This is a genomic window from Amycolatopsis sp. NPDC041971 (assembly GCF_055588925.1).
The window spans coordinates 94866-116041 of the sequence record NZ_JBVJCE010000010.1 but is presented as its reverse complement, the minus strand read 5'-3'; the positions used below and the strand labels follow the sequence as shown (position 1 = coordinate 116041).

Sequence of the window (21176 nt, the reverse complement as noted above, 5' to 3'; positions counted from 1 at the left end):
TCATCGATGCCCGAACTGACCCTGTCCGACACCTCCACCTGGCTGCCGCTCGACGGTCTTGCCCCCGGTTTCGACGCGAACAAGGCCCTCACGGTCGGCGACCTGCACGGCCGTACCGTCGACCTCGCCTGTGAAGACGGCACCACGTTCACCGCGGCCTTCTCGGGCACCCGGATCGAATGGACCTACCACGGCACGGGTACCGACTGCTGCGAGACGTTCCTGGTCGACGACGACCTGTACTACGTCCAGTTCCACCCGCAGGCACGGCAGGACGAGGCCTTCACGCTGCTGCTGGACCTGCGCCGCGGCCGCGCCCTCCTGGTGCTGAGCAAGATCGGTGACACCTCGCCCCGGGTGACGCAATCCTTCGTGGCCGCCACGATCGGCGGCATCGAGCCGACCGGGGAGTCGCTCGCGCCGACGACGTCGCTGGTCGGGCGCCGGGTGCTGTGGGTGTACAGCACCGAGCACGCCTACGAGCACGTGTACCTCAGTCCGCACTGGTACACGTGGCAGTGTCTGGCCGGTCCGGAGCGCGGGCTCGCGGACACCGACGAGAACTCGGTCTACGAACTGCGGCCGGGCATTTACGTCTTCGCGTGGCGGGAGAAGGTGATCCCGTGCGCCTCGGTGACCGTGGCCGACCACCGTGACGCGAAGCGGCTGCGCTCGCACGGTGTCCTTTTCGGACTGGACGCCACCGGGAGCACTCCGACCCATTTCACCTTCGGCGCGCACGGCAAGCTGCTGAGCACCACCGTGCACCCCGAGGCTTACGACCCGGCCGGGAGCTGAGCCTTGACCGCCGACCTCGTCCTCACCAACGCCACCGTGTACACAGTGGACGGTGGCAGACCTTGGGCCTCGTCGCTGGCGATCAAGGACGGCAAGGTGCTGTCCCTGGAGGACATCGAACGCGGGCCGAACACCGAGGTCGTCGACCTCGAAGGTGCCTTCGTGATGCCTGGTCTGGTCGACGTGCACAACCACCACGCCCTCGCCGGTCGCGCGGCCCTGTTCGAACTGAACTTCGGCCTCGACGCCGGACTGGACGACATCCTCGCGGCCGTCCGCTCACGGGCCGCCGGGCTCGGGCCGGACGAGTGGGTGGTCGGCGGTGCCTGGGCGTCCACTTTGGTCAGCGCCCTTTCGCGGTCCTCGGCTCGGCACGCCCTCGACGAAGCCGCCGGCGGACGGCCCGTCATGCTCTCGGACGACAGCAGGCACAACCGCTGGGTGAGCAGCCGGGCGCTGGAGCTGGCGGGCGTCTCCGTCTCGACACCCGACCCGGCGGGCGGGGAGATCGTCCGCGATCCTTCGACCGGGGAGCCCGTCGGCATCCTGCTCGAGGCGGCGGGTGTCGCCGTCGAGCGGGCGCTCAGCGAGACCCGGACACTCACCGCGGAGCAGCACGTCGCGGCGTCACGGCACGGCATCGGCACTCTGCATTCGTACGGCGTGACCGCGTTCCAGGACGCCGGTGTCTCCTCGGACATCCTGCGCGCGCTGAAGTCACTCGACGACGCGGGTGAGCTGCACGCGTGGGTCGTCTCGTCGCTGCTGATCAACGATCCGATCTTCGGTTTCGACCCGATCGGGGCGCCGCTGCTGGAGGTCGCCGGGCAGTACCGGAGCGAGCACCACCGGCCGGACTTCGTGAAGATCTTCCTCGACGGTGTCCCGCCGACCCGGACCGCCGCGTTCCTGGAGCCGTACCTGCCGGACGCCGCGCACGGAGCCTGTCACCACGGTGCCACCACCATGCCGGGTGACGAACTCGTGGGCTGGCTGCGCACCGCGGCGGCGGCCGGGCTTTCGGCGAAGGTCCACTGCACCGGGGACGCGTCGGTGCGCGCGACGCTCGACGCCGTCGAGAAGGTGCGGGCCGAGGGTTTCACCGAAGCGCGGTTCCAGGTCGCGCACGGCCAGTTCGTCCACCCCGACGACCTCCCCCGCTTCGCCGCCCTGGGCGTCGCCGCGGACATCTCGCCGTTCCTGTGGGTGCCCGGCGTCATCCCGGCGGCCATCGCCGAGGTGCTGCCCGGCGATCGCGCCGGGCGGATGCAGCCGAACCGGTCGCTGCTCGACGAGGGCGCGCTGGTCGCGGGCGGTTCGGACTGGCCGGTCAGCGAATCCCCGAACGCGTGGGAGGGCATCCACGGCCTCGTCACCCGTCAGGATCCGACCGGCACGTTCCCCGGAGCGCTGTGGCCGGAACAGGCGATCACCCTGGCCGAGGCGGTCGAGGTCTTCACACTCGCGGCCGCCCGCGCGATGGGGCTGGGCGACGTCACCGGCTCGCTGGTCCCGGGGAAGTCGGCGGATTTCGTCGTTCTCGACCGCGATCCGTTCCGAACCGATCCGGCCGCGCTCGTCAAGACAAAGGTGACACAAACGTGGTTCGCCGGGCACCGCGTGTATCACCGCGCCTGATCTCCTACACTGGTAGAAGAACCAGTGCGGGAGGTCTGCCGATGCCGAAGATCATCGACCACGACGAGCGGCGCAGCCATATCGTCGACGTCACCTGGGATTTGATCACCCAGGGCGGGATCGAGGCCGCCACCATGCGCGAGATCGCGGCGGCCGCCGGCTTCGCCAACGGTGCGCTCAAGCTGTACTTCCCGAGCAAGGAAGACATCATCCAGGCCACCTACGAACGCGCGCTCGGCATGATGCGCGAGTACGTGGACCTGGACGAGTTGCGTGGCCTGACCGCGCTCCGCGAGCTGTGCGTGTCGTCGATGCCCATCGACGAAGACCGCATCGCCGCGGGGCGCGTCCTGCTCACCTTCTGGCAGCTTTCGCTGACCAACCCGAAACTGCAGGACAAATACCTCGAGCACATCCGCTCGTGGCGAGGTCTGCTGCACCGGTATCTCACCGAAGGGCGGGAGGACGGCGACATCGTCACCGAGACCCCCGACGAGCAACTGGTCGACGAGGTCGTGCTGATCAACGCCGGGGCGAACGTGATGAGCCTGGTCGCCGGGGAGTTCTCGACGATCGCTTTGCAGCGGCGGCACCTCGAGTCTTTCTTCGAGCGCCTCACCCGCCCCTGACACCACGTACTACCGCATTTCGTCCTCTGAATGCGGTAGTACGCAGCGCCAACGATCGCATTCAGAGGACTAAACGCGGGGGGTGAAGACCCGGGTCAGGAAGTCGGCGACGTGCCGGTGCGAGCGCGGCGAAGCCGGAAGATCCGTGTGGAGGCCGTAGAAACCGTGGATCTGCCCTGAGTACCGCGTCAGCTCGACCTGGGTCCCGGCGTCGGTCAGGCGCCGCGCGAACTCCTCCCCCTCGTCTCGCAGGACGTCGTACTCGGCCGTGAGCACCAGCGCCGGCGGGAGGTTCGTCAAGTCGGAGGCGCGCAGCGGCAGCAGATACGGATCGTTCAGCTGTGCCGGATCCGACACGTACTGCTCGAAGAAGAACCGCATCGCACCGGCGGTCATGCCGAAGCCTTCGGCGAAGTCCACATAGGACCGGAAGCCGTCGTCCGGGTGCCCGTAGACGGGGCAGATCAGCACCTGCGCGGTCAACGGCGGACCACTCCGGTCGCGGGACATCATCGAGACCACCGTGGACAAGTTGCCGCCGGCGCTCTCCCCGCCGATCGCGATCCGCCCGGAATCGACCACGGGACCCGCACCACCCGATGCGAGCCACTCGACGACGGCGTAGCAGTCGTCCGGGGCAGCCGGGAACGGATGCTCGGGTGCGAGCCGATAGTCCACCGCGACGACGGCGACCTTGGCCACGTTGCACACCGTCCGCGACGCGACCTCGTTCTCGTCGATCGAGCCGAGCGTCCACCCGCCGCCATGGATCCAGACGAACGCGGGCACCGGAGTGGCCGATTCGGGCAGGTAGATCCGCACGCGCACGCCGGAGGGCAGCACGTGATCGGCGACCGAGGCGACCTCTTCGACCGCGTCGGGACGTCGCCACGATGCGGCGAAGGCGGCTCGCAGCTCGGCGGCCGTCGGGGGAACAGCGGGCGCTTCGGGCTGCGGGCTGCCGGCGAGCAGTTCCTTGACGGCGGGATCGAGGGGCACCGTCACACCGCTTCCGCGACGAGCACCCGCGGGCTGCCCGGCAGCGCGAGCCGGTCGGTGACCCGCCAGCCCGCCCCGCTCAGCCAGTCCCGGACCTCGGCCTCCGGGTAGACGACCGTCCCGTCGATCACCAGGTACTCCCCCGCGTGCAGCGCGTCGATCGGCCGCTGGACCGCGTCGTCGTCGAGGAAGAAGTCGAGCAGCAGCAAAGTCGCTCCCGGCGCGGCGGCGGCACGGGCGTTGCGCAGGATCTCCGCGTTCTGCTTCGCGTCGAACCGGTGGACGACGTGGTTGACCATCACCAGGTCGAACTCGCCTTCGGGGCGCGCGGTGGGTGTCTCCGCGCCGACGACGGTCGCGCGGTCCGCCAGGCCCGCCTCGGCCGCCGCGGTGGTGACCGACTCGGTGAAGCCCGGGTCGAAGACGAACGTGGTGCGCAGTTCGTCGTTGGCCTTCATGGCTTCGACCGCGAACGCGCTCGAGAGGCCGCCCAGGTCCAGCAGCTTCCGGTGGGGGCCGAAAGCGAACGCGCCGGCCAGCATCTTGGCGTGCAGGGCGTTATACGTCATGACGCCGGACATGAAGGTGCCCCAGCGCGCGTCGTCCATCTCCAGCTTTCCCGGCTCGCCACTGTCGGCGGTGTGACCGAATTGCAGCCAATGCGGGTAACTGATCGAGTCCAGGAACGTCAGGAACGGCGCCAGATCGAGGTCGCCGCCGGCGAGGTATTCCGCCGCGTCGGCGGCCAGTGCGTACCGTCCGTCCACACGGGACAGTAGACCGAGTGATGACATGGTGTCACCGAGGATGCGGGTGATCTTCTCCGGCTTGCCGGTCTTTTCCGCCAGTTCCGCGGCCGTCAGCGGCCCGTCGGCGAGTGCGGTGAACAGGCCGATCCGGCTCGCCGCGAAGAGTTGCTTGGCCGCCATGTAACCCACGGCGATGTCCACGATCCGCTCGGGACCGGCAGTCTTGGTCGACCCGCTCACGGGTGCCTCCTTAGCTCGTTTCCGCCGAGAGTCTACAGGTGTAGACAAAAGAATCCAGTGCAAGTTTCCGCCCACCACCAGGAAAAACCTGCGGGATATCAACTTCCTACATTCGTAGAATATACCCATTGACAGCATCCCCGCCCAGTGTCAACATGCGTAGAACTACCCCCGCCGGCGGCCCGTTCCCCGGCAGTGCGGTCCGCTTCGGGCGGGCTCGGGAAAGGGGATTCATGACCCTGCTCGAATTACGAGAACTGACCGTCGGCGTGATCGCCGACGAAACCGAACGCGAACTGGTCCGCGAACTTTCGTTCGACCTCGAACAAGGCCGGACACTCTGCGTGGTCGGCGAATCCGGCAGCGGTAAAACGGTGACGGCCTTGTCGATCATCCGGTTACTGGAGTTCGTCGCACCGGTGTTCACCCGGGGCGCGATCACCGTCGACGGCGTGGACGTCACCCGGCTTTCCGCCGACGAGATGCGCGCCTACCGCGGCCCGCGGATCGGCATGATCTTCCAGGAAGCGCTGGATTCACTCAACCCGAGTCAACGGGTCGGCAAGCAGCTGGTCGAGGCCTACCGGAAACCCGGTTCCCTGCCACGCCAGGCCGCGCGCAGGGGCACACCGCTGCACCGTGAGGCCGAGGCGAAAGCACGCGGCCTGTTGGAGGAGGTCGGGCTCACCGATACCGACCGCGTGCTTTCCCTGTACCCGCATCAGATGTCGGGTGGGATGCAGCAACGCGTGATGATCGCGCTGGCGCTGATGGCCGACCCGAACCTGCTGATCGCGGACGAGCCGACCACGGCCTTGGACGTGACCACGCAGGCGGAGATCCTCACCCTGTTCGACCGCGTCCGCCGTGACCACGGCACCGCTTGCGTCTTCATCACGCACGACATGGGCGTGGCCGCGCAGGTCGCCGACCGGATCGCGGTGATGTACCGCGGCGAACTCGTCGAACTCGGGTCCACAGAGGACATTCTGCACGCGCCGAGGCATCCCTACACCAAGGCGTTGCTCGACTGCGTCCCGCAACTCGGGGTGAGCAGGCGCGACGGTTTCCCCACCATCTCCGAAGCGCTGCTCGAAGCCGCGATGAACGGCGAATCGGCGGTCGCGACCGAAACCAGGTCGTTGAGCCGCGCGAAGACCGAAGACACCGGCGAGGGCACGGCGCTCGTCATCGATTCGGTGTCCAAAGTGTACGGACGCCGCGGCCGGTTCTCCCTGAGCCGCGAACCCGAGGTGCACGCGGTCAAGGACGTGTCGCTGGAGATCGCGCCCGGCGAATTCTTCGGCCTGGTCGGGGAATCCGGTTCGGGCAAGACCACGCTCGGCCGGCTGGTGAGCGCGCTGGAGACGCCCACCGACGGCACCATCACCTTCGGTGAGCACCGGTGCACGCCGTCCGGGCTCGACGGGGACGAGCGCGCCTTCCGCCGCCGCGCGCAGCTCATCTTCCAGGATCCGCAGAGCTCGCTCGATCCGCGGCATACCGCCGCCCGGATCATCGCCGAACCATTGCGGGAACTCACCGGCCTCCGCGGCGCCGAGCTGGACCGCCGTGTCACCGAACTGATCGACGAGGTCGGTCTCCCGTCCGACACCGCGAAGAAACTGCCATCGCAACTCTCCGGCGGGCAGCGGCAGCGCGTCTCGATCGCCCGCGCGATCGCCGCCGAACCCGACCTCATCGTCGCCGACGAGCCCACCTCCGCGCTCGACGTGTCGGTGCAGGGCCAGGTGATGAACCTGCTGCTGGACCTGCGGCGCACCCGCGCGCTCAGTTTCCTGTTCATCACGCACAACCTCAGCCTGGTGCTCTCGGTCGCCGATCGGGTCGGCGTGATGTACCGGGGCGAACTGATCGAAATCGGCGACCCGGACGAGATCCGGCTCCGCGCCCGGCACGAGTACACCCGCCGTCTCCTCGCGGCGAACCCCGAACTGCCCGCCCACCCCCACACTGGAGTGCGGAACCCATGAGACGAACCTTGACCAAGGCCGCGCTCGGCCTGGCGACCGTCCTGCTGATCAGCTCGTGCATGGGAGGGCAGGCGGGCGGTGGGGCCGCCGATGGTCCCCCGGTCCGCGGCGGCAACCTCGACGTCGCCGTCCCCACCGACCCGCAGTCCCTCGACATGGTCGCGAATCCCGGTCAGGTGACCGCGCACATCGGCAACATGATGTACGAGAAGCTGTTCGAGGTGGACCGCGGTTTCACCGCCCGGCCCATGCTGGTCGAGGACTACACCACCAGCCCGGACAGGCTCAACTACACCTTCAAGCTGCGCCAGGGAGTCACCTTCCACGACGGCAATCCCCTGACCTCCGAAGACGTCGTGGCGAGCCTCAAGCGATGGCAGCAGGTCCACCGCACCGGCCAGCTGGTCACGCCGGACATCGAGGCGATCACGCCCGCCGACCCGGCGACGGTGACCATCAAGCTCAAGCAGCCGCGCTACCCGCTGATCAACGAACTCGCCGGCGCGGGCACGGAGATCTACGAGGCGAAGAACCTCACCGGCGTCGCGCCGACCGGTTTCGGCCAGGACAAGGCGATCGGGACCGGGCCGTACAAGCTGAAGAGCTGGGACATCGGCCGTGAACTGGTGCTGGAACGCCACGCCGGTTACAAGTCCCGGTCCGAGGAGGACTGGGGCGGGCAGGCGGGTGCCAAGCACGCGTACCTCGACACCGTGACCTACAAGGTGGTCTCCGACCAGGACGCGCTGATCAACGGCCTCCAGACCGGCCAGTGGGACCACATCATGCCCACGAACGACCAGTACGAGCCGTTGCGCGACAACCCGGCCGTGGTCGTGCACAACCTGCCCGGCGGCAACGACAACGTGGTGATCCCGAACTTCAACACCGGTTCGAAGTTCGCCGACCCCCGCGCCCGCGAGGCGCTGAACCTGTTACTGGACAAGCGCGCGATCAACGCGGCCACCGGCGGCAGCAAGGACCTCACCATCGAGACCGGTGCGTTCGCCTCACCGGACAACAAGCAGTTCTATTCGACCGCGGGCGAAGAGGTCTACAAGGCGCACGACCCGGAGAAGGCCAAGCAACTGCTGGCCGAGGTCGGGATCACGGCCGGCGCCACGATCCGCATCGTCACCACGAACTCGTACCCGGAGTTCGGCAAATGGGCGGTGCTGATCCAGGACAGCCTGTCGAAGATCGGCATCAACACCAAGATCGACACCTTCGACTTCGCCACCATGCTCGGCACGCTGACCAAGGAACCGGGCGGCTGGGACATCACCACGCTGTTCTTCGACTCTGCGCTGACCTCGCCGGCGCAGATGCCCGCGCTCACCCTGGGCACGCTGAACGGTTCGTCCTCGCCCGAACTGGACGCGCTCATGGCCGAGTTCAACGCCTCGACCACACCGGAGCAGGCGAAGGCGGTGGTCGACAAGCTGCAGGCGTTCACCTGGAAGCAGTTGTCGGTCATCACTCTGAGCCAGTCGAAGCTGTACGCGGCCTACTCCCCCAAGCTCAAGGGTTACGGCGACTTCTACCGCGTCTTCTGGAACACCTGGCTGGCGTCATGACCGGTCTGCTGCTGCGCAGGCTGCGCGATCTGGTGATCATCCTGGTGATCGTCGGGACGATGATGTTCTTCGTCATCCGGTTGATCCCCGGCGACCCGGCGCAGGCCATCCTCGGCCCGACCGCGCGACCGTCCGATGTGGACGCCCTGCGGGAGAGCATGGGGCTGAACGGGACACTCTGGGAGCAGTACCTCAGCTGGGCCGGGAACGTGCTGCAAGGTGACTTCGGGACGTCGATCACCTACCACGCGCCGGTGCTCGGCGTGGTAGCCGACCACATCCTGCCGACGCTGACCCTGGCCGTGCTGTCCACCGTGATCAGTTTCCTCCTCTCGGTCGCGATCACCTCGTGGCAGGCGGTGTCGCCGCGCAATCCGGTGGCGCGGGCGCTGGACCGATTGTCCGCGCTCGGGATGGCGATGCCGGACTTCTGGATCTCGCTGATGCTCGTACTGGTATTCTCGGTGACGCTGCGCTGGTTCCCCTCCAGCGGCTACGAGAACCTCTTCACCGATCCGGCGACGGCGGTGCCCGCGCTGGTGCTGCCGTTGACCGTGCTGGTCATCGGGCAGACCGCGTTGTTCGTGCTCACCCTCCGGGAAAGCCTGCTCGGCGAACTGCCGCTGGCGTATCTGCGCACCGCGCGGGTCAAGGGACTGTCGGAGCGGCAGGTGATGACCGAACATGTCCTGCCGAACGCGCTGATGCCGCTGATCACCCAGCTGGGCAGCAACTTCGCCATGCTGGTCGGCGGGATCGTGATCATCGAGTCCATCTTCGTCGTGCCGGGGCTGGGCCATCTGCTGATGGGCGCGGTGTCCACTCGCGACTTCCCGCTGATCCAGGGCGTGACCCTGTTCGTCGCGGTGCTGTTCGTACTGGTCAACCTGCTGGTGGACCTGTCGTACGCGCTGCTCGACCCGAAGGTGCGTGTCTCGTGAGCGTGGCACTGGTGGAAAAGACGTCGCCGGTCCGCGAAACGCCGCCGTCCGGCCGGGCGGCCAGGGTGTTCCGGCGTAACCGGATGCTGGTGATCACGACCGGGTTGCTGGCGGTGATCGTCCTGGCCGTGATCGTGCTGCCGTTCTTCCTGCCGAGCGTCAGCGCGACCGACCCGGTCAACCGGCTCCTGCCGCCGTCGGCCGCGCATCCCCTCGGCACGGACTCCCTCGGCCGGGACGTGCTCGCCCGGCTGGTCTCCGGCGGACGGGCGTCGCTCGGGCTGTCCGCGCTGATCACGCTGTGCGCGGCTTTCACCGGCCTGGTGATCGGGCTGATCAGCGGGTTCTTCCGCGCCGCCGACGCGGTGCTGATGCGGGTGATGGACGCTTGGATGTCGTTTCCGGCGATCATCCTCGCGATGGCGCTGGCGATCTCGCTCGGCGCGAGCATCTGGACCGAGCTCATCGCGCTGACGGTGATCTTCACGCCGTTCACCGCCCGCGTCATCCGCAGCCGGGTGCTCGGCATCGCCGGCCGTGCCTACATCGGCGCGGCGCGGATCTCGGGAATGAGCAGGCGGAAGATCCTTGTCGTGCACGTGTTCCCGAACGTGCTGCCGCTGGCGCTGGTGCAGGTGGTGATCCTGTCCGCGGCGGCGATGCTGGTGGACGGGGCGATGAGCTTCCTCGGTCTCGGTATCGCTCCCCCGACCCCGACCTGGGGGAACATGATCGCCGAAGGCCGGTCGTACCTGGTGCAGGCGCCCTGGCTGGTGATCGTGCCCGGTGTGACGATCATGGTGTGCGTGTTCCTGCTGAACCTCATCGGCTCGTCGCTGCGGATCGCCGTCGACGCCCGCGCGCGGACGCTGAGTGAGATGCAGCGCCTGCGCACCCGCCGCCCCTCCGGCAGCTGAGAAAGGATTCCCTTGTCTGCCACTACTTCCTTGGCCTTGCGCCGCTTCGTCCCCGAGACCGTTTCGGGGCCGCCTGTGCTGCTGGTGCACGGATTCGCTTCCGACGGGCACACCGACTGGATCACCACGGGCTGGCCCGCCGCGCTCACCACCGCGGGCCGTGAGGTGCTCGTGCCCGACCTTCCCGCGCACGGCTCCAGTCCGGCTTCCTCGGGCTCACTGGGTGCCGCCGCGATCACTTCGGAACTGACCCGCCTGGTCTCGGATCTGTCCGAAGTGGACGTCGTCGGGTACTCACTCGGCGCGCGGCTGGCTTGGGAACTGCCCGCGCAAGCTCCGGTCCGGCGGCTCGTGCTCGCCGGCGTGAGCCCCTTCGAACCGTTCGGCGCGGTCGACGTCGCGGCCGCGCTGTCGTTCGCCGACGGCGGCAAGGCGCCATCGGATCCGCTGACCGGGATGATCGCGCACATGATCACCGCGCCGGGACGGAATCCCGCCGCGCTCGCGCGGTGCATCGAAGACCTGCGGGCGGAGCCTTTCGCGCCGATTCCCGGTGCTGTGTCCGTGCCCACCCGGTTCGTCGCGGGGGTGGAGGATCCGGTGAGCCAGGGCATCGAGACGTTGGTGGAGCTGGTGCCGGGGTCCTCGCTGGTACGGGTACCCGGGGACCACGGTGGGGCTTTGCGGAGTCCGGAGTTCAAGGCGGCCGTGCTGGAGTTTCTCGGCTGAGGTGGCCCTGCGCGTCTCGCGAAGAGGCACGACCGATGCCATGAACGGTCCGTTACTTGCAAAATTTGCAAGGAACGGACCGTTCCTAGCACGTTAAGCGGGGATGGCGCCCTACGCGTCGCGAAGGAGCGACGAGGTTAGGGCCGGCGCTCTCGCCGCCGCGAAGGCGTCAGAAGGTCCCGTCAGCGGCGACCGAGCGGTCCAGCCAGAGATCCTCCAGAGCCGCCCGCACCTCAGCCCCTCGAGAAGCGGCCAACGCGACAGCGCCCAGGTTGTCCTCCAGCTGAGCCATCCTGCTCACCCCGAACAGAACGTTCGCCACCGGCGCGTACGCCAGGCAGAACGCGAGAGCCAGCTGCGAAGGACTCACCCCGAAGTCCCCGGCGACAGCGGTGACACGCGAGGCGGCGGAACGGATCGACTCCCGGATCCCGCCCGGATCCGCGCCGATCTTCCGCGACGGTGTCTTGCCGAGCAGCACACCGCCCTCGAACACGTCCGACGCTTGCAACGTCAGCCGTCCGGCCTCGAAATGCGTGCCGTAGAAAGGACCTTCCGCCATGGAGCGCCGCGTGACGCTGTACTTCAGCTGGGCGAAAGCAGGTGCCGGAAGCCCTTCGCGAGAAGCGAAGTCCAACGCGCGGTCCAGGTCCGCGGCCTGCCAGTTGTTCACGCCCCAGACGTCGAAGCGGCCGAGCCGGATCTGTTCGGCCACCTCGGTGACGATCCGCGGGATGTCCGGGCGTTCGAAGTAGTCGCCGACCACGACGGCTTCCGCGTGGTCGACGCCGACGCGGTCGAACGAGGTCGCGAGCTGCTCGGCGAAACCGGTGTTCGGGTAGTCCCAGAGCCAGAGTTTTCCGCACAGCTGGTATTCCTCGCGGTTGATCCCGGCCGCCCGGATGGCCTCGCCGAACAGGAGATCCGTGCGTGACTGTTCGGCATGCGGTCCCATGTTGTAGTGGGCCACGTCGAACAGCGTGACCCCGGCGTCGATCGCGTGCCGGATCAGGCGCACCGCGTCGTCGAAGTCCATGCGGTCCCAGGTGTTCCACGATCCCAGGCCCAGCGCCGAAGTGGCGAAGCCCAGTCCGTTCTGCTTCTCGTGCACGAGATTTCCTTTCGCTGGCAACGGAAACAATTTTTAGTCTACGATCGTAGAATGAACAAGAGACTCGTAGTGGTGACCGGCGGCGCCAGTGGCATCGGCCGCGGGGTCGCCGAAGCCTTCCAATCCGCGGGTGACCGTGTGGTCATCGCCGACGTCGACGCCCGCGCGGCCCATGACCTGGCCGGCGAACTCGGTGCGGAGCACGTCGAACTCGACATCTCCGACCCGGGTTCGGTCGACTCGGCGCTGGCGCTGGTCACCGACCGGTTCGGGCCGGTCGAGGTCCTGGTCAACAACGCGGGCCTCGCCGGGGGCGGCGGACCGTTGGTGGGACTGGACATCGGCGTCTTCGACCTCTGCATGCGGGTGAACTTCCGCGGCACGTTCCTGATGACCCGCGCGGTCGGCGCGCACATGCTGGAAGCCGGCACCCGAGGCGCCATCGTCAACATCACCTCCATCGGCGCCCGGCAGCCGACCCCGGGTCTCGGTCACTACGAGGCCACCAAGGCCGCCGTCGAGGCGCTCACCCGCTCTGCCGCGCTCGAGCTGGCACCGCACGGCATCCGCGTCAACGCCGTCGCGCCTGGCCCGGTGCTCACGCCGATGACCGCCGGTTTCGCCTCGGACACCGCTGCCCGCGCGGCGTGGGAAGCGAGGATTCCGCTGGGAAGCATCGCTTCCGTCGCCGACGTGGTGCCGTCAGTCCTGTTCCTCGCCTCCGCCGACGCCTGCCATCTCACCGGGGTGAGCCTCCAGGTCGACGGCGGGCAGCTGCTCACCTGAGTACACGACGCGGCCGCCGGACACGGTGAGTTCGACACCGACGTCCGGCAGGTCCGCGAACGCGATCTCGAGCGGGTTCGCCGCCAGCACGCAGAAGTCGGCGACGCGGCCCACGGTCAGCGATCCCTTCAAATCCGCCGCCCCGTCCTGTTCGGCGGCCACGACCGTGTAGCAGCGCAGCAACCGAGCCATCAACTCGGCGTCCACTTCGGACACATTCAGCATCCGGGCGGCCGCGGCGATCTGGACCCGCCAGTCGGGAGTGACCACCGGCGCGTCACTGCTCAAGGTCAGCGCGACACCCGAGTTCAGCATGTCCGCCAGCGGCCAGGCACGGGCACCGACCTCGGCACCGAGCGCGTCCGACAGCATGCCTCTCATGGCGACGGCGATCGCGGGCTGTGCGGTCAGGCCGATCCCCGCCGACGCCATCCTCGACAGCTGATCCACCGTCACCAGATCGCCGTGCACCAGATGGTCACCCCGACGAAGCGACCCGAGCGCGGCCTCGATGCTGCGGTCCCCCGTGGCGTGCACGGCGACCGTCATCCCGGCGTCATGGGCGAGACGAATCATCGCGGCGAGGTTGCCCGCGCGTTCCGGGTCGTCGTCACCGTCGACGAGCAGCGCACCGTGTGAACCGTCGGCGTAGCAGTGATGCGTCCACGCGGATCGCATCGGCGGGATGCCGTCGGCGAAGATCTTCACGCCGGGTACGGTGAGCCACAACGGATCCGCGACCGGCGACGACGTGGCCAGCCCTCGCCGGAAGTCCGCGAGCGAACTCGCGCCGTCGAGCAGGCCGAAGAGTCGCAGCGCGGTGACCCTCGCGCGCAGAAGCCCTTCCGCGGCCAGCGCCGCGTACTCCTCCAGCACCTCGGCGCCGAAGCAGCCCGTCTCGCCGGGGCCGAGACCGGGTTCGGTGTAGCTCGTGATGCCCAGTGACGCGCACAGGTCGCCCGCGCGCAGGATGGCAACCCGCCGCTCGGCCGCGGTCCGTACCGTCTTCTCTTCTCCCCCGGTGAATCCGGCGCCACCGATGAGCGTGTCCGGCCACCGGGCACCGAGCCAGGTCGCGTGGAGGTGCGAATCGTTGATGCCGGGCAAAGCGGTTCTGCCCGCGAGGTCGATCACCTCGGTCTCCGGGCCGATGTGGTCCAGCGCGACATCACCGAGGGCGACGATCCGGTCATCGCGGACGGCCATCGCCCGCACGACCGTGCCCGCCGGGTCGAAGGTGAGGATCGGACCGCCGCGAACCACGAGCGATGCGGGACGAATACGTTGCGACGGCATGGTTTCCTCCAGGATCTGGACTTTTTCTCCTACGACTGTAGACTAAAAAGATGGTCAACAGAACCGAAGCGGCGGTGCTCACCGAACACGGCTCCGCGCTCACCCTGCGGGAACTCCCGCTGCCCGAGGAGCCGGAACCGGGCGCCGCGCTGGTCCGGATCACCTGCACCACGCTGTGCGGCACCGATGTGCACCTCTGGTCCGGCCAGATGACCTTCCCCGGCATGCTCCCGATGGTGCTGGGTCACGAGATGGTCGGCGAGGTGGTGGCCGTCGGACCGGGCACCACCGACACCCTCGGCCGCGAGATCGCCGAGGGCGACCGCATCGGCTGGTCCGAGTCGACGTGCGGAAAGTGTTACGGCTGCGCGATCCTGCGCGAACCGGTCGCCTGTGAGAAGCGCGGGTACGGCTTCCTCCAGCGCTCCGACGTCTTCCCGTACGCGACCGGGGGTCTCGTGCGCTACTGCTACGTGACTCCTGGCGCGGCCAAACTCCTTCTGCCGGACGACGTCAAGGACACGTGGGCCTCGATGTCCGGTTGCGCGGGCAAAACCGTGCTGCGGGCGGTTTCGCGGGCGGGCGGGATCCGGCCCGGCGCGACGGTCGTGGTCCAGGGTGCGGGGGCACTGGGCGTGTTCGCCACCGCCGTCGCCCGGATCTCCGGAGCGGGCGACGTGATCACCATCGGCGGGCCCGCCGACCGGCTGAAGACGGCCGAACGTTTCGGGGCCACCGCGACGATCCCGGTCGACGGCGGCACGGAAGACCGCGTCGAGCGGGTCAAGGAACTCACCGGCGGCCGGGGCGCCGACCACGTCTTCGACTTCGCAGGCGGGCCGACCATCGGTGAGGAGGCCGTGGCGTTCGCCGCCCAGCGCGGCACGATCGCGGTCGTCGGTTCCACCGGTCCCGCCCCCTCCCCCGTGGCGCTGGGCACGGTGATGGGCAAGGAACTCACGGTCGTCGGCTCACTCAACGGCGACATCGCCGACTACCACCGTTCGGTCGACTTCTTCCGCACGTTCGCCGATCGGTTGCCGTGGGATGAACTGTTCAGCACACCCGTCGGTCTTTCCGAAGCTTCGCAGTGCGTCGAGTCGATGTCTCGGCTCGGCGAGCTCAAGGCCGTCATCGACCCCCGCCTGCCCTAGGAGATCCCATGTCCGTCATTCCCCAGCGCCGGATCGGCCGCGACGGGCCGCTCACCGGCGTGCTCTCGCTCGGCTCCTGGCACACCTACGACCGGATGGACTTCCGCGAGGCGGTGAACCTGGTCCGCACCGCGGTCGATTCCGGGATCACGCTCTTCGACGTCGGCGTCTACGGCTTCCCCGGCGCCACACCGGTCTTCACCGACGTCCTGTTCTCCGCCATGGTCCGCGCGGCCGGGCTCCGCCGCGACGACTACCTGCTTTCGGCCAAGCTGTGGCTGGAGGGCTATCCGGAGCACAACCTTCGCGACCAGCTGGACAACGCGCTGTTCCGCGCCGGCGTCGAGCACGCCGATCTGGTGGTGCTGGGCGATCTCCGACACGACGACACCGATTTGCACCGGCTGGTGCTGGACTTGAACGAGCTCCGCGAGGCGGGACTCATCCGGCAGTGGGGCGTCAACAACTGGTCCGCCGCCACGATCCAGGCCCTGCACGACTTCTCCGCCGCCGAGAACGTACCAGGCCCCGCCATCGCGCAGCTGAAGTACAGCGTCGCGCGAAGGTCCATTCCGGACGGTGAACCCTTCAAGAAGGTCTTCGGCGAGCTCGGGGTCACACTCCAGTCCTCGGACATCTTCGAAGGCGGGATCCTGCTGGGCAAGAACAGCGGCGCGCGGCAGGTCGGCCGCGACCCCGGCGACATCCGCGAACGCATCGCCGCCTCCGCCCCGGAGCTGGCGAAGATCGCGACCGAACTGGATGTCACCCCGGCCCAGCTGTGCCTCGGGTTCACCCTCACCCATCCGGCCAACACGACCACGCTCTTCGGCGCGACGAGCATCGAACAGCTCAAGGACAATCTGGGCGCGGTAGACCTCGTCGAGCGCGTGGGCGCGGACCGGCTCCGCGAACTCGTCGAGCCGTACTGGGCCGATCGCGGTGTTGTGGATCCGGAGGGACCGTGACGGCCTTCGATCCCGAACTCGCCGCGGCCCTCGAAGGATTGCCGACGGGACCACCACTGGGCGCCGACTCGCTGGCGGGTATCCGGCAAGCGATGGCCGACGGTAACCTGAGTTGCGCCGAGGCGATCGGCGACCGGGATCTCGTCTGGGAGGACCGGCGGGTGCCCGGTACCGAGGTGGTCGTCACCGTCGTCAAGCCCCGGGACGCTCAGGGCGCGCCGGGGCTCTACAACATCCACGGCGGCGGCATGGTGCTGGACAACCGGTTCGCCGACCTGCCCCGGATGGTCGCGCTGGTCGAGGAGTTCGGCTTCGTCGCGGTGACCGTGGACTACCGGCTGGCCCCCGAGCACCCGCATCCGGCGCCCGTCGAGGACTGTTACGCGGGGTTGACCTGGATGGTCGAGCACGCGGACGAACTCGGTTTCGATCCTGGCCGCCTGATCATCGGCGGCGGCAGCGCGGGCGGTGGCCTCAGCGCGGGAATCGCCTTGCTCGCCAGGGATCGCGGCGGACCGGCGCTGGCCGGTCAGCTGCTGCTGTGTCCGATGATCGACAGCCGCAACGACTCCGCGTCCACAGTGGAATTCTCCGAACACGGGGTGTGGGGACGGGTCGCCAACGAGTTCGGCTGGCGGTCACTCCTGAATGGACAAACGTCGCCATACGCGGTCCCGGCGACCGCGGAAGACCTCACCGGGCTCCCGCCCGCCTTCATCGAGGTCGGCGCGGCCGAGATCTTCCGCGATGAAGACGTCGACTACGCACGGCGCCTCTGGCAGGCGGGTGTGCCCACGGAACTGCACGTCTGGGCGGGCGCCTACCACGGTTTCGACCGGATCGCCCCGGGCAGCGAGGTGACCCGGGCCGCGCTCGCCGCCCGGGCCTCCTGGTTGCGCCGCACTATCGGCCGAGCATGAACCGGGCGGCCTGCTCGCCGACCAGCACCGCCGGCGCGTTGGTGTTGCCCGTGGTCACCCGCGGCAGCACCGACGCGTCGGCGATCCGGAGCCCGTCGATGCCGTGCACGGCGAGTTCCGGATCGACCACGGATTCGGCGTCGGTGCCCATCCGGCAGGTCCCGACCTGGTGGTGATAGGTGATCGCGGTCCGCCGGACGTACTCGCGGACGTCGGCGTCCGGACCCGGATACAACTCGCGGGCACCCCAGTCCTCCGCCAGCGCGGCCGCCCGGCCGATCTCCCGGCACTGCTCCACCGACGCGACCAGGCTTTCGAAGTCGGCAGGGTCTTCCAGTGCGGCGAGGTCGATCAACGGCTCGTCGAGCGGACTCGGCCCCGAAAGCCGGAGGCTGCCCCGGCTGCGCGGCGTGACCATGCCCGCCATCATCGAGAACCCGGTCTCCGGGCCGGTCATCCATGACTCGTACATCGGCACGCTGAAATGGATCGGCTGGGTGTCGGGCACCGCCAAACCAGGACGGCTGCGCCAGAACAGATGCGTCTGGGTCACCGAACGCCCGGGCGCGGGCGGGTCGACCTGGCGGCGATCGGTCGTGAAGATGACCGGCGAGAGCAGGTGGTCGTGCAGGTTCTTCCCCACTCCCGGCAGATCCGCCACGACGTCGATGCCGTGCGCGGCCAGTTCGCCGGCCGGACCGACACCGCTGCGCAGCAGGATCGCCGGTGACGCCAGCGCGCCGGCGGCGAGCACGACCTCGTCGGCGAAGACCTTGCGTAGTTCGCCGTCGACCTCGGCCAGCACACCGGTCACCTTGTCGCCCTCGAACAGCAGCCGGTGGACGAGCGCTCCCGTGTGGACGGTCATCCGATCGGCGGCGGGTTGTCCATAGGCGAGCCAGGTGTTGAGCCGTTTGCCTTCGCGCGTGGTGACGCGCTGCACCGAGACGCCGTCGAGCTCGTCGCCGTTGTAGTCCGGGTTGAACGGCAGGCCGATCTGCACGGCCGCGTCCACAATGGACTGCTGGATCGGGTGCAGCGGCTCGTTCGGCACGACGTCGAGCAGATCCTTCTCGATCCGCTCGAACACCGGGCGCACGTCGTCCCACCGCCAGCCGGGCAGATCCCAGCCGTCGTAGTCGGCCGGGGCGCCGCGCACCCAGATCATCGCGTTGAGCGAATGCGATCCGCCGAGCACTTTGCCGCGCGGCAGATGCAGCCGCCGGTTCGCCGCGTGCGGCTGCGGCACCGTGTAGTGGTCCCAGTCCTCCGGGCCATGCCACAGCTCCCCTGCCCGCGAGGGGTCGTGGATGGCCGGGTTGGTGTCCGGCCCGCCCGCTTCGAGCAGGGTCACCCACGCCCCGGAGTCGGCCAGTCTCCTGGCGACCACCGAACCGGCCGAACCCGCTCCCACCACGATGACGTCCATGTCCTTCACCCTCGCAAGGCGCGGCCGCGTCCGGCGGATTCGGTTCGCTGGCCGACAATCGGCGTGCCCTGGCGGGCAAGACCGGGGACCTCGTGGCGCCCGATACTCGATCACACACCGGTCGAGGAGGAGCTAGCCATGGCCACACGCCTGTTCATCGACGGACAGTGGACCGCCGCGGGAGGCGGGTCCCTGCCGACGTACGATCCGGCCACCGGCCAGGTGATCGAGGACGTCGGCACCGCGTCGGCCGCCGACGTCGACGCGGCCGTCGGCGCCGCGCGGAAGGCGCTGGACGACCCCGCCTGGGCGGGACTGCTGCCGGTCCAGCGGGCCGCACTGCTGTTCAAACTGGCGGAACTGGTCGACAAGCACCACGAGGAGCTGGCCGCGCTCGAAACCCGCGACCAGGGCCAGCCGATCGGCATCTCCCGCCAGGTCAGCGTCACCGGCGCGGCCGAGCATCTGCGGTACTTCGCGGGCTGGGTGACCAAGATCCAGGGCACCACCAACCCGGTGTCCTTCCCGGACACGCTGCACTACACCCGCCGCGAGCCGGTCGGGGTGAACGCGCTGATCACGCCGTGGAACTTCCCGCTGATGATCCTGGTGTGGAAGCTCGCGCCCGCGTTGGCCACCGGCAACACCGTGGTGATCAAACCCAGCGAGGTCACGCCGCTGACCAGCATCCGGCTGGTGGAACTCGTGCACGAGGCCGGGTTCCCGCCGGGAGTGGTCAACCTGGTCACCGGCGACGGCGCGGTGGGCGCGCTCCTGAGCAAGCACGACGACGTCGACCACCTGTCCTACACCGGGTCGACCGCCGTCGGGAAGCTGATCACGGCCGCCAGCGCGGAGTCCAATCTCAAGCGGCTCACGCTCGAACTCGGCGGCAAAGCACCCAGCATCATCGCCGGGGACGCCGACATCGACGCCGCCGTCGCCGGCAACCTCGCGGGCGCGACGCTGAACAGCGGGCAGGTCTGTGCCGCGTACACCCGGTTCTTCGTGGACCGCAAGCGCGAGCAGGAGTTCGTCACGAAACTCGCCGCCGGGCTGGAGGGCCTCAAGCTCGGGCCAGGCCTGGACGAGTCCACCCAGCTCGGGCCTCTCGTGTCCGCGAAGCACCGCGAGCACGTGGACTTCCTCGTCTCGACCGGCCGTGAGCAGGGCGCCGAACTGGTCACCGGCGGCCAGAGCATCGACCGCGAAGGCTACTTCTACTCGCCGACGCTCTTCGCCGGCGTCGCCGACGACATGACGATCATGCGCGAAGAGATCTTCGGGCCGGTCCTCGCCGTCACCGCCTACGATGATCAGGACGAACTCCTCGCGCGGGCGAACGACACCGAGTACGGGCTCGCGGCCACCGTGTGGACCCGCGACCTGGGCGTCGCTCATCGGTTCGCCAACGGCATCCGGGCGGGCGCGGTGTTCGTCAACATGCCGCCGATCCCGGACATGGCCGCGCCGTGGGGCGGTTACAAGGCGTCGGGCTGGGGCCGCGAGATGGGGCCGTGGGCGATCGACGCCTACACCGAGATCAAGTCGGTCTGGCTGCACTACTCGTGACCGCCGGCGACGCGGTGAACTCGACCGCGATGAGCAAGTCGCAGATCGCCTACCACTGGATCAAGGCGAGGATCGACGACGGCACCTTCTCCCCCGGCTACCGCCTCGTGTTCGGGCAGATCGCGCAGGAACTCGGGGTCAGCACCGTGCCCGTGCGCGAGGCCGTCCGGCGGCTGGAGGCCGAAGGGCTGGTGACCTACGAGCACAACGTCGGCGCACAGGTCGCGATGGCCGACGAACGCGACTACCAGCACACCATGCAGACACTCGCACTGGTCGAGGGGTACGCCGCCGCCCTGGCGGCGCCGACGTTGCCCGCCGAAGCACTCGACAAGGCCAAGGGACTCAACGCGGAACTGACCGCCTGCCTGGACAACTTCGAACCGTCGCGGTTCACCGCGCTGAACCGCGACTTCCACCGCGTCCTGGTCGGCACCTGCCCCAATCCGCAGGTGCTCGATCTGGTCAACCGCGGCTGGAACCGGCTTGCCGGACTGCGCACGTCGACGTTCAGCTTCGTCCCCGGCCGCGCGCACGAATCCGTGCGGGAACACCAGAACATCCTCGACCTGTTCGATCGGAACGCGCCGGCCGGGGAGATCGAACTGGCCGTACGAGAACACCGGCTGACCACGCTGGAGACCTTTCTGGCCTGGCGGCATCCCTAGACCGGGGCGGCCTCCGGTGGCGGGAAGGCATAGGGTGCCGTGGTGAGGTTCGGCGGCGGAA

At 68.7% G+C, this 21176-nt stretch carries 19 protein-coding genes; 14 read left to right on the top strand and 5 right to left on the bottom strand.

Features of this window, described 5'->3' with window-relative positions:
* The first annotated feature begins 6 nt into the window (after nucleotides 1–6).
* Genes ACZ6DT_RS20720 through ACZ6DT_RS20710 form a run of 3 tightly spaced genes read left to right on the top strand, consistent with a single transcriptional unit; the run spans nucleotide 7 to nucleotide 3065 of the window.
* On the top strand, nucleotides 7–798 hold the full coding sequence (locus tag ACZ6DT_RS20720) for a molybdenum cofactor biosynthesis F family protein (protein WP_465597473.1): 792 nt from the start codon (nucleotides 7–9) through the stop codon (nucleotides 796–798).
* 3 nt (nucleotides 799–801) lie between these two features.
* A complete protein-coding gene (locus tag ACZ6DT_RS20715; protein ID WP_465597471.1) occupies nucleotides 802–2436 on the top strand; it encodes an amidohydrolase in 1635 nt (544 codons plus the stop codon).
* A gap of 41 nt (nucleotides 2437–2477) precedes the next feature.
* Entirely contained in the window at nucleotides 2478–3065 is a 588-nt protein-coding gene (locus ACZ6DT_RS20710; RefSeq protein WP_465597468.1) for a TetR/AcrR family transcriptional regulator, read from the top strand.
* Nucleotides 3066–3134: 69 nt separating this feature from the next.
* Here ACZ6DT_RS20710 and ACZ6DT_RS20705 read toward each other — a convergent pair whose 3' ends face one another.
* Nucleotides 3135–4070, bottom strand: coding sequence for an alpha/beta hydrolase (locus ACZ6DT_RS20705; protein ID WP_465597464.1), 936 nt, complete (start codon nucleotides 4068–4070; stop codon nucleotides 3135–3137).
* Nucleotides 4067–5053: a methyltransferase family protein gene (locus tag ACZ6DT_RS20700; RefSeq protein ID WP_465597461.1), complete on the bottom strand. Its 987-nt coding sequence runs from the start codon at nucleotides 5051–5053 to the stop codon at nucleotides 4067–4069. Before ACZ6DT_RS20700 ends, ACZ6DT_RS20705 begins: the two co-directional genes overlap by 4 nt.
* A 233-nt stretch (nucleotides 5054–5286) precedes the next feature.
* Between ACZ6DT_RS20700 and ACZ6DT_RS20695 the strand changes: the two genes are divergently transcribed.
* The 5 genes from ACZ6DT_RS20695 to ACZ6DT_RS20675 all read left to right on the top strand — a co-directional run bounded on the left by ACZ6DT_RS20695 (nucleotide 5287) and on the right by ACZ6DT_RS20675 (nucleotide 11211).
* Nucleotides 5287–7047, top strand: coding sequence for a dipeptide ABC transporter ATP-binding protein (locus tag ACZ6DT_RS20695; RefSeq protein WP_465597459.1), 1761 nt, complete (start codon nucleotides 5287–5289; stop codon nucleotides 7045–7047).
* Nucleotides 7044–8624, top strand: coding sequence for an ABC transporter substrate-binding protein (locus ACZ6DT_RS20690; protein ID WP_465597456.1), 1581 nt, complete (start codon nucleotides 7044–7046; stop codon nucleotides 8622–8624). The genes ACZ6DT_RS20695 and ACZ6DT_RS20690 overlap by 4 nt, the downstream gene beginning before the upstream one ends.
* Nucleotides 8621–9565: an ABC transporter permease gene (locus ACZ6DT_RS20685; RefSeq protein ID WP_465597453.1), complete on the top strand. Its 945-nt coding sequence runs from the start codon at nucleotides 8621–8623 to the stop codon at nucleotides 9563–9565. The genes ACZ6DT_RS20690 and ACZ6DT_RS20685 overlap by 4 nt, the downstream gene beginning before the upstream one ends.
* On the top strand, nucleotides 9562–10482 hold the full coding sequence (locus ACZ6DT_RS20680) for an ABC transporter permease (protein WP_465597450.1): 921 nt from the start codon (nucleotides 9562–9564) through the stop codon (nucleotides 10480–10482). The genes ACZ6DT_RS20685 and ACZ6DT_RS20680 overlap by 4 nt, the downstream gene beginning before the upstream one ends.
* 75 nt (nucleotides 10483–10557) lie before the next feature.
* A complete protein-coding gene (locus tag ACZ6DT_RS20675; protein ID WP_465597918.1) occupies nucleotides 10558–11211 on the top strand; it encodes an alpha/beta fold hydrolase in 654 nt (217 codons plus the stop codon).
* A 169-nt stretch (nucleotides 11212–11380) separates the two neighbouring features.
* Here the strand turns inward: ACZ6DT_RS20675 and ACZ6DT_RS20670 are convergent, their stop codons facing one another.
* Complete coding sequence (locus ACZ6DT_RS20670; RefSeq protein ID WP_465597447.1) at nucleotides 11381–12322, bottom strand: aldo/keto reductase; 942 nt, start codon at nucleotides 12320–12322, stop codon at nucleotides 11381–11383.
* A 69-nt stretch (nucleotides 12323–12391) separates the two neighbouring features.
* Between ACZ6DT_RS20670 and ACZ6DT_RS20665 the strand changes: the two genes are divergently transcribed.
* Complete coding sequence (locus tag ACZ6DT_RS20665) at nucleotides 12392–13108, top strand: SDR family NAD(P)-dependent oxidoreductase (RefSeq protein ID WP_465597915.1); 717 nt, start codon at nucleotides 12392–12394, stop codon at nucleotides 13106–13108.
* Here ACZ6DT_RS20665 and ACZ6DT_RS20660 read toward each other — a convergent pair.
* Nucleotides 13025–14404: an amidohydrolase gene (locus ACZ6DT_RS20660; RefSeq protein WP_465597444.1), complete on the bottom strand. Its 1380-nt coding sequence runs from the start codon at nucleotides 14402–14404 to the stop codon at nucleotides 13025–13027. The two genes, ACZ6DT_RS20665 and ACZ6DT_RS20660, sit on opposite strands and share 84 nt — an antisense overlap.
* A 50-nt stretch (nucleotides 14405–14454) precedes the next feature.
* On the opposite strand from ACZ6DT_RS20660, the gene ACZ6DT_RS20655 reads away from it, so the two are divergent.
* The 3 genes from ACZ6DT_RS20655 to ACZ6DT_RS20645 are packed head-to-tail and all read left to right on the top strand — an operon-like array spanning nucleotide 14455 to nucleotide 17446.
* On the top strand, nucleotides 14455–15558 hold the full coding sequence (locus tag ACZ6DT_RS20655; protein ID WP_465597441.1) for a zinc-binding dehydrogenase: 1104 nt from the start codon (nucleotides 14455–14457) through the stop codon (nucleotides 15556–15558).
* Between the two features lie 8 nt (nucleotides 15559–15566).
* The gene (locus tag ACZ6DT_RS20650; RefSeq protein ID WP_465597438.1) at nucleotides 15567–16526 is read left to right on the top strand and encodes an aldo/keto reductase; all 960 of its coding nucleotides are present in this window, start codon (nucleotides 15567–15569) and stop codon (nucleotides 16524–16526) included.
* A complete protein-coding gene (locus tag ACZ6DT_RS20645) occupies nucleotides 16523–17446 on the top strand; it encodes an alpha/beta hydrolase (protein WP_465597435.1) in 924 nt (307 codons plus the stop codon). Before ACZ6DT_RS20650 ends, ACZ6DT_RS20645 begins: the two co-directional genes overlap by 4 nt.
* Here ACZ6DT_RS20645 and ACZ6DT_RS20640 read toward each other — a convergent pair.
* Nucleotides 17430–18875 (bottom strand): GMC family oxidoreductase, encoded by a 1446-nt coding sequence (locus tag ACZ6DT_RS20640; protein ID WP_465597432.1) that lies wholly within the window; start codon nucleotides 18873–18875, stop codon nucleotides 17430–17432. The two genes, ACZ6DT_RS20645 and ACZ6DT_RS20640, sit on opposite strands and share 17 nt — an antisense overlap.
* 138 nt (nucleotides 18876–19013) lie before the next feature.
* Between ACZ6DT_RS20640 and ACZ6DT_RS20635 the strand changes: the two genes are divergently transcribed.
* On the top strand, nucleotides 19014–20447 hold the full coding sequence (locus ACZ6DT_RS20635) for an aldehyde dehydrogenase family protein (protein ID WP_465597429.1): 1434 nt from the start codon (nucleotides 19014–19016) through the stop codon (nucleotides 20445–20447).
* On the top strand, nucleotides 20444–21115 hold the full coding sequence (locus ACZ6DT_RS20630) for a GntR family transcriptional regulator (RefSeq protein ID WP_465597426.1): 672 nt from the start codon (nucleotides 20444–20446) through the stop codon (nucleotides 21113–21115). Before ACZ6DT_RS20635 ends, ACZ6DT_RS20630 begins: the two co-directional genes overlap by 4 nt.
* Nucleotides 21116–21176 lie beyond the last annotated feature (61 nt).

What these genes read in the sequence shown, in the direction of transcription:
- ACZ6DT_RS20720 (WP_465597473.1), top strand. Translation starts at nt 7, where the DNA reads ATGCCCGAACTGACCCTGTCCGACACCTCCACCTGGCTGCCGCTCGAC.
- ACZ6DT_RS20710 (WP_465597468.1), top strand. Translation starts at nt 2,478, where the DNA reads ATGCCGAAGATCATCGACCACGACGAGCGGCGCAGCCATATCGTCGAC.
- ACZ6DT_RS20695 (WP_465597459.1), top strand. Translation starts at nt 5,287, where the DNA reads ATGACCCTGCTCGAATTACGAGAACTGACCGTCGGCGTGATCGCCGAC.
- ACZ6DT_RS20690 (WP_465597456.1), top strand. Translation starts at nt 7,044, where the DNA reads ATGAGACGAACCTTGACCAAGGCCGCGCTCGGCCTGGCGACCGTCCTG.
- ACZ6DT_RS20685 (WP_465597453.1), top strand. Translation starts at nt 8,621, where the DNA reads ATGACCGGTCTGCTGCTGCGCAGGCTGCGCGATCTGGTGATCATCCTG.
- ACZ6DT_RS20660 (WP_465597444.1), bottom strand. Translation starts at nt 14,404, where the DNA reads ATGCCGTCGCAACGTATTCGTCCCGCATCGCTCGTGGTTCGCGGCGGT.
- ACZ6DT_RS20655 (WP_465597441.1), top strand. Translation starts at nt 14,455, where the DNA reads ATGGTCAACAGAACCGAAGCGGCGGTGCTCACCGAACACGGCTCCGCG.
- ACZ6DT_RS20650 (WP_465597438.1), top strand. Translation starts at nt 15,567, where the DNA reads ATGTCCGTCATTCCCCAGCGCCGGATCGGCCGCGACGGGCCGCTCACC.
- ACZ6DT_RS20640 (WP_465597432.1), bottom strand. Translation starts at nt 18,875, where the DNA reads ATGGACGTCATCGTGGTGGGAGCGGGTTCGGCCGGTTCGGTGGTCGCC.
- ACZ6DT_RS20635 (WP_465597429.1), top strand. Translation starts at nt 19,014, where the DNA reads ATGGCCACACGCCTGTTCATCGACGGACAGTGGACCGCCGCGGGAGGC.